Origin of the sequence: Paenibacillus sp. LjRoot153, assembly GCF_964253085.1 — a bacterium.
Taxonomy (GTDB): Bacteria; Bacillota; Bacilli; order Paenibacillales; family NBRC-103111; genus Paenibacillus_E.
This window is the reverse complement of the sequence record NZ_CAXUQH020000001.1, coordinates 1-10,000: the sequence shown is the minus strand read 5'-3', so window position 1 is coordinate 10,000 and position 10,000 is coordinate 1. Positions and strand designations below refer to the sequence as shown.

Below are 10,000 nucleotides of genomic sequence, written 5' to 3'. Positions count from 1 at the left end.
AACCCATGGTCTTGTAGGATGCGAGCGATCAGAGAACACGATCTCACCTACACGATTGTCACTCAGCTTCACGAGTGTTCCGTTACTAATTTGCGTAGACTTGTTCATAAAGACTTGGACGAGTGTTGGATCTACTTTACCGAAGGATTCGTCCAACAACTGCTCTAGTACTACGTAAGGCGATAGGGCAGCTTTGTAATAGCGCTCATTCGTCATCGCATTATAGATATCAGCAACGGCTACGATTTTGGCATAGATATGAATCTTATCCGATTTTACACCTAATGGATAGCCTGAGCCGTCTTCGCGTTCGTGATGTTGAAGGGCTGTTAGCTTCACACCTTCGTTGATACCAGACATATTCTTTAGAATTTGATAACCAATCAGTGTATGTTGCTTGACTTCATCCATTTCTACAGCAGTTAATGAATTCTTCTTCTCCAGCAGTGTACGATCTACTTTACTAGTACCAATATCATGTAATAATCCTGCCAGTGCTATTTGGACTAAATCCTTCTGAGGAAGACCTGCCCATCTAGCTAGTGAATAGGAGGTTAAACTTACTAAAATACTTTTATGATAAATATACTCATGAAGTTGCCGATTTTTGGGAATAAAGGTGAGAACTTTATAGGCATCAATATGACGAATAAGCGCTTCTAGGCCTGTCCGAATTTCTAAAATAGGAAGCTGTTGGCCGCCATTAGCAAGAAGAAAGACTTTTTTGAGCAGCTTAACCATATTCTGATATTCCACATAAAACGGATGAACAGCCTCAACTTCTTTCGCTTTGGGCTCTTCGCTCGCTTGTTCTACTTCGTTGCTCTGGGATTCAATATAAACAGAAGGAATGAGAAATGCTTTCAGAATTTCAAGTTCCCTCTCCTGAATGACTTTCCCTTTGTGAAAAAGCGTATTGCCCATCTTAGTTATTACGATATCGCCTAATCTTTCACCATATTTTAGTTGCGAAACGGCTACTGTCGGCACGGTCATCCACTCACCTTACTATTTCGTATACTTCATATTGTAAAGTAAAAGGGATGGGTTTGTAAGCCCCCATCCCTACATTTTACCACATAAGAATTTATTAGTTTCCGATTACAGGAAGAACAAATTCTTATTGGCGATAAAAACAACAACTAAACCGCGATCGCTCATCCTCGAATTACTTCGATAGAAATTTTTCTTATTCCTCTGACTCTGTTGCTTCTGCTGACTCTTCCCAGTCGCCGTCTTCCTCAGACTCGTTCTGTTCTTCATTCTTCTGAACGCGAGCCAACGTTCCTACTTCGTCATCTTCACGTATGTTAATCAGACGAACACCTTGCGTATTACGCCCCATGACAGAAATGCCGTCCATGCTTGTACGGATGACTGTACCCGATGCTGAAATAATCATCAGATCCTCATCTTCTTGCACCACTTTGAGACCGACAATCGGACCATTTTTCTCCGTGACATTCAAAGTTTTGATACCTTTACCGCCACGTGATTGAATCCGATACTCGGAAACTGGCGTCCGCTTGCCGAAGCCTTTGGACGTTACGATTAGTACACTATTATCTTCATGGACAACGTCCATATCGATGACAGCATCCTCATCATCCAAGTGAATACCTTTTACTCCCGTAGCCGATCTGCCCATTGAACGCACATCGCTCTCTGGGAAGTGAATGGACATGCCTAGCTTAGTCCCCATAATAATACCCTGGTTACCGTCCGTAAGCTTCACACCAATGAGATCATCATCTTCTCGTAAATTAATGGCGATTAAACCACCTTTACGAATGTTTGAATAATCATCAATCGGTGTTTTCTTTACAACTCCTTGTTTCGTTGCAAAGAAGAGGTATTGTTCTGTTTCAAAGCTCTCCACAGGAATTACCGCATTAACGGTTTCTCCTTGTTCGATTTGAATCAGATTAATAATTGGTGTTCCACGAGCCGTACGACTCAAATCTGGAATCTCGTAAGCTTTCAAACGATAGACTTTCCCTTTATTCGTAAAGAACATTAGATAATGATGTGTATTCGTAACGAACAGATGCTCGACGAAGTCATTATCTTTCGTATCCATACCGACGACACCGCGTCCTCCACGCTTTTGGTTTCGATAGGTCGTAACCGGTAGGCGCTTAATGTAGCCAGTGTGCGTTATCGTAATAACGACATCTTCACGTGGGATAAGGTCTTCATCTTCAATGCTTTCTTCACCAACTGTAATTTCAGAACGTCGGTCATCACCGAACTTTTCTTTAATTTCATTCAGTTCTTCACTAATGATCGCAAGAATCAACTGCTCATCGGCAAGGATTGCTTTAAGTTCAGCAATTCTCTTCATTAGTTCCGCATATTCAGCTTCAATCTTCTCACGTTCCAAACCAGTCAATCGCTGTAAACGCATATCGAGAATGGCTTGCGCTTGGTCCAGGCTCAGACTAAATGTCGACATGAGTCCTTCTCTAGCCTCATCTGTTGTACGAGAAGAGCGAATTAATGCAATGACTTGATCCAAGTGATCAAGTGCAATTCGTAAACCTTCTAAGATGTGCGCTCTAGCTTCCGCTTTACGCAGATCAAATTCGGTTCTACGACGAATAACTTCTTGCTGATGCTTAAGATAATAATGCAGCATCTCACGAAGATTCAAAACTTTTGGTTCCCCGTTGACGAGAGCGAGCATAATAATACCGAAATTCGATTGCATTGCCGTTTGTTTGAACAAGTTGTTCAGAACCACGTTAGGGTTAACATCACGTCGCAGCTCAATGACTACACGCATCCCGTTGCGGTCGGACTCATCTCGAAGATCCGTGATGCCATCAATCTTCTTCTCACGCACAAGCTCAGCAATTTTCTCTACTAATCTTGCTTTATTCACTTGATAAGGCAGCTCATTCACAATGATTCTAGCCTTGTTATTATTCTCTTCAATGACCGTTCTAGCTCTCATCGTAACAGAGCCTCTACCTGTAGTGTAGGCTTGTCTGATGCCTTCGCGTCCAAGAATGAATCCGGCCGTAGGGAAGTCAGGCCCTTTGATCGCTTGCATTAGTTCCATTGGCGTGACATCTGGATTCTCGATCATCATCTGAATACCCTCAATAACCTCTCTTAGGTTATGTGGGGGGATATTCGTTGCCATACCTACGGCAATCCCAGAGCTTCCGTTTACGAGTAAGTTCGGGAAACGAGAAGGGAGAACAACGGGTTCGTTTTCTTCGCCATCGTAGTTTGGTTTATAATCGATTGTCTCTCTGTTAATATCACGAAGAAGTTCCATAGCAATCTTCGATAAACGAGCCTCGGTATAACGCATAGCTGCCGCCATATCGCCATCGATGGATCCGAAGTTCCCATGTCCATCAACAAGCATGTAACGCAGGGAGAAATCTTGTGCCATCCGAACCATGGTTTCGTAAACAGCGGTGTCACCATGTGGATGATACTTACCGATAACTTCGCCAACGATTCTCGCTGATTTCTTATGCGGCTTATCTGGAGACATGCCTAGTTCAGACATCGCAAACAAGATACGACGATGAACCGGCTTCAGACCGTCTCTAACATCTGGCAGTGCGCGACTGACAATGATACTCATCGCATAGTCTAAGAAGGATGTACGCATTTCGGTCGAAATGTCAATTTCTTTGACTTGCGAATGTAATTCTTCGCTCATGAATGTTCCTCCTGAAAGCTTACATCGTTTGCAACGTCTCAGACGACGTTAGATATCTAAATTTTTCACGTATTTCGCATGTTCCTCGATAAAATCACGTCTAGGCTCTACATTATCGCCCATCAATGAATCAAAGAGTGTGTCTGCTTCTATAGCATCTTCGATCGTCACTTGTAGGAGTGTACGGCTTTCCGGATCCATAGTTGTTTCCCATAGCTGCCCCGGATTCATCTCGCCAAGTCCTTTATAACGTTGGACATTGACTTTCACGCCTTCACCAAACTCTTGCATAATGACTTCACGTTGCTTCTCGTTATACGCATAGCGGACTGTTTTATTACGCTCTAGCTTAAAGAGTGGAGGCTGTGCAATGTACACATAGCCAGTCTCAATGAGCTTCTTCATGTAGCGATAGAAGAAGGTAAGCAGCAATGTACGAATATGTGCACCATCCACATCGGCATCTGTCATGATGATGATTTTGTGGTAACGTGCTTTGGCAATGTCGAAATCATCGCTGATTCCTGTGCCGAAAGCGGTAATCATGGCACGGATTTCGGTATTGGATAAGATACGATCCAAGCGTGCTTTCTCTACATTCAAAATTTTACCACGCAGAGGCAGAATCGCTTGGAAGTGTCGGTCACGACCTTGCTTAGCTGAACCACCTGCAGAGTCACCTTCTACAATGTAAATCTCACTGATCGAAGCGTCTTTGGAAGAGCAATCTGCTAGTTTACCTGGCAGGGCACTGACTTCAAGCGCACTTTTACGACGAGTCAATTCTCTAGCTTTACGCGCAGCTTCTCTCGCTCTAGCAGCTTGGATACCTTTTTCAAGGATCTTGCGAGCTACAGCTGGGTTTTCTTCAAGGAATTCTTGCAGCTTTTCTGCGAAAAGGGATTCCACAATACCACGAACTTCGCTGTTACCCAGCTTCGTCTTAGTTTGACCTTCGAACTGTGGCTCTGGAATTTTCACGGAAATAATCGCAGCAAGACCCTCACGCACGTCATCTCCAGAAAGATTAGAGTCGCTTTCTTTGATCGAATTATTTTTACGGGCGTAGTCATTCAGGATCCGCGTTAGTGCGCTTTTGAAACCTGATTCATGCGTTCCGCCCTCGTGTGTGTTGATATTATTAGCGAAAGAGTAAATATTCTCGGTATAGCTATCGTTATACTGGAGCGCAATCTCGATCGAAATGTTATCCTTAGCGCCTTCTACATAGATCGGAACTTCATTGACGACTTCACGGTTGCGATTTAAATGCTGTACAAAGGACACAATACCGCCCTCGTACATATGTGTTGCTACCGTATCCGTACGCTCATCAATCAAGTTAATTTCGATACCTTTATTCAAGAAAGCAAGCTCTCGAATTCTGGATTGTAGCGTATCGAAATCGTATTCTGTTGTTTCTTTGAAAATCTCCGGATCTGGCTGGAACGTAACCGTGGTGCCCGTTTCTTCGGTTTCACCTACGACTTTCACATCATATTGCGGCGTTCCGCGGCGGTATTCTTGTTGATGAATTTGGCCTTTATTCTTTACTTGCACAGTTAAGTGCTCAGACAGCGCATTAACAACGGAAATACCTACACCGTGCAGACCACCGGATACTTTGTAACCGGAATCCTCACCACCGAATTTACCACCTGCGTGGAGCACGGTAAGTACAACTTCAAGTGTTGGTCTTTTCAGCTTCGCATTTTCCCCAACTGGGATTCCGCGCCCATTATCAATAACAGTAACACTATTATTTTTATGGACAATAACATCAATTTTTGTACAAAATCCGGCCAAAGCCTCATCGATACTATTATCTACAACTTCCCAAACGAGATGGTGCAGTCCTCGGGCACTAGTAGAACCAATATACATACCCGGTCTTTTGCGAACGGCTTCTAAACCTTCCAGAACCTGAATCTGACTGTCATCGTACGCATTTTGATTCACAGACATGCTACTCTTCACCTGCTTTTTTATATTAAAAGAAGTTAATTCGTCAATAACTGATTAGCTCTTTTCTTGAGCGTTGTCGAGGAAATGGGGGAATAGTAGACTTTACTTTTGGTAACGACTAGTGATTTGCAATCTTCCTCACCAATTTGCTCAGTTCTTTTATCCTTTAATGCTTGTTGAATGAATTGCTTTGAAATTTTGGATGACTTCTCAATCGAAATATCAAATATAGCAATCAATTCAGACGCTCTAATGATTTTCTCTCCACCCAAATGAATAAACATGCTTCTCAGCTCCTGCCGCTTACATTTCCTTTCAAAACATGAAACACGGAAGCATGATCCAGTTGGTCCAAATGAACACTCTCTAGACCTGTTGTCGTAATAAACGTTTGGACTTTCTGCTGAAACGTGCGAATTAACTGTGTCTGTCTATATTCATCCAACTCCGATAGGACATCATCTAGCAATAGCAGTGGATATTCGCCCACTTCCTCATGAATGAGCTCAATTTCTGCTAGCTTGAGTGATAGCGCAGTTGTACGCTGCTGCCCCTGGGAGCCGTACGTTTGGACTTCTTTGTCATTTATGAAAAAGAGAAGATCGTCACGATGAGGGCCTACTAAAGTTACACCTCTTCGGAATTCCTGATCTTTCACCAAAGATAACTTTATCATAAATTGGTTTAATAAAACAGATTCATCTTCAAATGGCTCCATGTCAAAAGAAGGGGAGTAGCGAATTACTAACGATTCACTATCGTTCGTTATCCCTCTGTGGATGTTCTCCGCCCATTTTTGAAGCTTCTTTATGAAGTTTTGACGCTTTTTCATAATTTTAACACCATACTGTGCTAATTGTTCATTCCAGATGTCTAACATGGCGTCAGGTGTACTTTTTCCGGGGTAATTTTGCTTTAAATAATTATTGCGTTGCACCAAAATTTTCTGATATTGGGATAAGTCATGAATATAGGATGGCTGTACTTGACCGATTTCCATATCAAGAAAACGTCGCCTAATGCCAGGCGTCCCTTTGACGATCTCTAAATCTTCCGGCGCAAACATAACAACGTTCAATGCACCAATAAAATTACTGAGCTTTTTTTGCTCAAGACCATTAATCTTCGCTTTTTTCCCCTTGGAAGAGATGGAGAGATCCAGTTTACAGTTCCCGTACAATTTCTGAATCTCTGCATGGAGCAGCGTTTGCTCACCGTTCCAGCCAATCAGTTCTTTATCCTGGTGTGTGCGATGCGATTTGGTCATGGCCATCACATAGATGGATTCCAGCAAATTCGTTTTACCTTGTGCGTTGGGTCCGACGAAAATGTTCACGTTATTTGATGTTGTTAATTCAACTTGATCGTAATTCCTATAATGACTGAGTACGAGTTTGTTCAGAAACATGGCCGATCATCCCCCTGGTTATTCCGATCAGGAGCTTATGACCTCGAATTGTCCAAAACCTTCCACCTTGACGATATCCTGCGGCACAAGTTTCCGACCTCTGCGATTTTCAGCTTGCCCGTTAACTTCAATTTTTGTTTCCACAACGAAAAATTTAGCTTGTCCACCTGTGGATATGCAGTCTGATAATTTCAGAAACTGCCCAAGTGTAATATATGCAGTGTTGATAACTATTTGTTTCATAGGAGCGCTCCCTTAATTCGTTGTTCGATATGGCAAAATTAACTGTAAAATACTCGTCGAATCTTGCGGTTTCATAATGATCGGCTGCATAGCTCCTGTAAATCCAATTTGTATAAACTCGGAGTCGAGAACCTTGAGTGCATCCAACATATATTTGGAGTTGAACGAAATCTTAAGTAAATCACCAACAATATGCTGCAGGGCGATTTGTTCGGTTACTTTACCAAGCTCAGAGGAGCTGGACGAGATTTCAATGGTTTTGTCTTCAAGCATCATCATTTTAACAATATTCGTTTTGTCCTCTTTGGAGAGAAGGTAAGCCCGATCGATCGCTTCTGCCAATTCCTTCGTTGGAACAACCATTTCCGTTTGAAAGGATTGCGGAATAAGCTTTGATGTATCTGGGTAAGTACCGTCTAAAATACGCGAATAAAATAAAATGGACTGAATTTTGAATAAAACTTGGTTGTCCGCAATAACTATATCTATAAGGGTGTTTTGATCAGGTAAAATTTTGCTTAACTCATTCAGCGTACGTCCTGCAATAACGATATTGGGCAGATTTTGTGCCAGATCATTGTCAACGGTGACTTCTCTACTTGCCAGTCGATGACGATCACATGCGATAAATTTTAACTTATCCCCTGTAATGTTCCAAAGAACCCCTGTAAGAATAGGCGTTGATTCATTGGTGGATACCGCATAGGACGTTTGTTTAATCATTGTTTTAAGTAAATCACTTGGCAGGCGAAGCATTTTGCTTTCTTCGATTTCAGGTAACAGCGGATACTCATCAGGATCTAAGCCCATGATTTGAATTTCAGAAGAACCTGAACGAATAATCGTTTGAAAGTTGGCTTTTACTTCAATTTCGATCAGTTGTGCAGGCAGCTTACGAATAATTTCAACGAAAAATTTAGCAGGAAGTACAACGCTCCCAGCTTGTATAAGTTCAATAATTTTAATCGTGCTGTTTTCACTTGCTGTAAAGCTTTGAATGGAAATGTCGGTATCACTAGCAGTTAGTGTAACACCGCTTAAGGTTGCATCTATTTTGATCCCTGTAAGAATGGGTATCGTTGTACGAGAGGATATGGCTTTGGAAACGTGACCAATGGATTCAATTAAATGGTCTTTTAGGATAGTTAATTTCATGACTTCACTCCTGCAGTTCTTTTTTACGGTGCGTTAGCATAATCATTATATAATAACATTCTTTATTAGTAATAGCAGTAGGGGCTCTGGATATGTGGATATGTGGATGAACCTGAGATAGAGCAAGCCTATCCACATGTGAATAGATTGTGCATAGGCTTATGAAAAAAGTGATGTTATTAAGAGGGGTTTTTGATGCGTTCCGTTAAGTTATGGACAATCTTATATAATTCTTGATCGACTTTAAGCTGTTGTACGATTTTCTCATGCGCATGTATGACGGTCGTATGATCGCGACCCCCAAAATTATCTCCGATTTTCGGCAATGAGAAGTCTGTGAGTTCCCGCGCAAGGTACATCGCTACTTGCCTTGGGAAAGCCACGGCTTTTGTTCGTTTACGCGCTTTGAAATCCTCGAGCTTTAAACCATAGAATTCTCCAACTCGCTGTTGAATATCCTGTATCGTAATGACTCTTGGTCGGTTCGATGGGATGATATCTTTCAACGCTTCAGCCGTTAAATGAACGCTAATATCTTGATTAATAAGGGACGAGTACGCGACAACACGTATTAGCGCGCCTTCTAGCTCTCGAATGTTCGTATCAATTTGGTTCGCGATATAGATCATAGCTTCATTCGGAATCTCGAGATTCTCGGCTTTTGCTTTTTTGCGTAAAATGGCGATACGTGTCTCTAAATCTGGTGGTTGAATATCCGTGATAAGTCCCCATTCAAATCGTGATCGTAACCGATCTTCCAGGGTTGGAATCTCTTTAGGCGGACGATCACTTGAGATAATAATTTGCTTTCCTTCCTCATGAAGCGCATTAAATGTGTGGAAAAACTCTTCCTGTGTTCCTTCTTTCCCCGCAAGGAATTGAATATCATCGATGAGCAGAACATCAATAGTTCGGTACTTGTTACGAAAGCCTTCCCCGCGGTTATCGCGGACTGCATTGATAAATTCATTCGTAAACTTTTCGGAGGATATATATAGAACCCGAGAGCCAGGGTTATGTTCGAGTACATAATGTCCGATCGCATGCATGAGATGAGTTTTACCTAGTCCAACGCCCCCATATAAAAAGAGGGGGTTATACGCTTTTGCCGGTGCTTCAGCTACTGCGAGGGAAGCAGCGTGAGCAAAACGGTTGCCAGATCCGATGACAAAAGTATCAAATGTGTACCTTGCGTTCATCATACTTGTAAAGTTTTCTTCACCAGCAACAATGGCTGGACCTTTTGGGGGAATGACAACGGGTTGTATAGCTTGTGTCGATTGCGACTTCTGATCTTCACTTTCGATGACGAATTTAACGGATACATGCTTTCCCGTAAAATCGTAGATCGTTCCTTCGATTAGCTTCGTGTATCTACTCTCTAGCCACTCCTGTGCAAAATTATTAGGTGCGCAAATAATGACTGTCGAATCGTTGAATACAGTAGCTTTAGTCGATTTGAGCCAGGTGTCGAAACTTGGTTTACTGAGCTTCGTTTGAATAATCGTTAAAATTTGTTGCCAAAGGTCCGTAGAATGGCCTTCCAC

8 protein-coding genes (1 of these 8 cut by a window edge) are annotated in these 10,000 nt (G+C 42.2%); all 8 read right to left on the bottom strand.

The window, feature by feature from the left end:
* Positions 1–990, bottom strand: partial view of an HD-GYP domain-containing protein gene (locus ACSQ8P_RS00040; protein WP_436239416.1) — the 5' portion only. It extends 75 nt beyond the left edge of the window; 990 of the gene's 1,065 nt are visible here — the first part of the coding sequence; it begins with the start codon at positions 988–990; its stop codon lies beyond the left edge, outside the window.
* A gap of 199 nt (positions 991–1,189) precedes the next feature.
* Positions 1,190–3,682 carry a DNA gyrase subunit A gene (gene gyrA, locus ACSQ8P_RS00035; protein ID WP_436233369.1) on the bottom strand — a complete coding sequence of 831 codons (2,493 nt, stop codon included), beginning with the start codon at positions 3,680–3,682 and terminating at the stop codon, positions 1,190–1,192.
* A gap of 48 nt (positions 3,683–3,730) precedes the next feature.
* Complete coding sequence (gene gyrB / locus ACSQ8P_RS00030) at positions 3,731–5,647, bottom strand: DNA topoisomerase (ATP-hydrolyzing) subunit B (RefSeq protein WP_436233368.1); 1,917 nt, start codon at positions 5,645–5,647, stop codon at positions 3,731–3,733.
* Between the two features lie 35 nt (positions 5,648–5,682).
* Positions 5,683–5,931, bottom strand: coding sequence for an extracellular matrix regulator RemB (gene remB / locus ACSQ8P_RS00025; protein WP_173117070.1), 249 nt, complete (start codon positions 5,929–5,931; stop codon positions 5,683–5,685).
* A gap of 5 nt (positions 5,932–5,936) precedes the next feature.
* Positions 5,937–7,055 (bottom strand): DNA replication/repair protein RecF, encoded by a 1,119-nt coding sequence (gene recF / locus ACSQ8P_RS00020; RefSeq protein WP_436233367.1) that lies wholly within the window; start codon positions 7,053–7,055, stop codon positions 5,937–5,939.
* Between the two features lie 27 nt (positions 7,056–7,082).
* The gene (gene yaaA, locus ACSQ8P_RS00015) at positions 7,083–7,298 is read right to left on the bottom strand and encodes a S4 domain-containing protein YaaA (protein WP_056622694.1); all 216 of its coding nucleotides are present in this window, start codon (positions 7,296–7,298) and stop codon (positions 7,083–7,085) included.
* Between the two features lie 12 nt (positions 7,299–7,310).
* On the bottom strand, positions 7,311–8,453 hold the full coding sequence (dnaN, locus tag ACSQ8P_RS00010) for a DNA polymerase III subunit beta (RefSeq protein WP_436233366.1): 1,143 nt from the start codon (positions 8,451–8,453) through the stop codon (positions 7,311–7,313).
* Between the two features lie 179 nt (positions 8,454–8,632).
* Positions 8,633–10,000, bottom strand: a complete 1,368-nt coding sequence (dnaA, locus tag ACSQ8P_RS00005; RefSeq protein ID WP_436233365.1) for a chromosomal replication initiator protein DnaA — start codon at positions 9,998–10,000, stop codon at positions 8,633–8,635.

Coding starts and splice junctions, on each gene's coding strand:
- dnaN (WP_436233366.1), bottom strand. CDS start 8,453: ATGAAATTAACTATCCTAAAAGACCATTTAATTGAATCCATTGGTCAC.
- recF (WP_436233367.1), bottom strand. CDS start 7,055: ATGTTTCTGAACAAACTCGTACTCAGTCATTATAGGAATTACGATCAA.
- gyrB (WP_436233368.1), bottom strand. CDS start 5,647: ATGTCTGTGAATCAAAATGCGTACGATGACAGTCAGATTCAGGTTCTG.
- remB (WP_173117070.1), bottom strand. CDS start 5,931: ATGTTTATTCATTTGGGTGGAGAGAAAATCATTAGAGCGTCTGAATTG.
- gyrA (WP_436233369.1), bottom strand. CDS start 3,682: ATGAGCGAAGAATTACATTCGCAAGTCAAAGAAATTGACATTTCGACC.
- yaaA (WP_056622694.1), bottom strand. CDS start 7,298: ATGAAACAAATAGTTATCAACACTGCATATATTACACTTGGGCAGTTT.